Here is a 564-nt window from a genome sequence, read left to right on the forward strand (position 1 = left end):
AAGACGTTTCCCATAGGGCAGCTTCCTGCCTGACACGGTCGTCAGACACGACCCTCTTGAACGAGCGCTAACCATCCCCCTCAAGACGGCAACAAACAAGATGTTGCGGTGCAGTTTGTGAGGGCAAGGGGCGGGAGAAGTTTGCTCCGAAGGAAAAGGGGCAACTTTGAGCGATTGTCTCGTTTGTGCCTGAGGTTATCCCCTGTGAGGCAACCGCGTAACACAGATGCACGCCCCTTGCAGATGCTGCATAGCAGCATCCCTGAGGTGATTGTTGTGCATAAGCGATGTTAGCGCCATCTTTGGTGCATCGACGGTGCCAAGCCAATCCGGGCAAGGTGCACGCAAGAACAAAGACGCGAGACAAGGAAACACCATCATGGCTGCCATCGCCCACATCCAAACCGCCTCCTCCTCCTTTGGCTTTAGCCGGCTGTCGGCTGCGATCAAGCGCCTGCAGGAAATCCGCGCCCGCCGCGTGATCTACCGCCAGACCGTGCGTGAACTGAATGCCTTGACCAACCGCGACCTGGCGGACTTGGGCATCAGCCGCGCGATGATCAC

At 57.8% G+C, this 564-nt stretch carries 1 protein-coding gene; it reads left to right on the forward strand.

Features of this window, described 5'->3' with window-relative positions; genetic code table 11:
- Positions 1–379 precede the first annotated feature (379 nt).
- Positions 380–564, forward strand: a 185-nt coding sequence (locus AAIL68_RS17595) for a DUF1127 domain-containing protein (protein ID WP_347141075.1), incomplete at its 3' end; no start/stop codon positions are given.

The organism is Paracoccus sp. SSK6 (genome assembly GCF_039770665.1).
GTDB lineage: Bacteria > Pseudomonadota > Alphaproteobacteria > Rhodobacterales > Rhodobacteraceae > Paracoccus.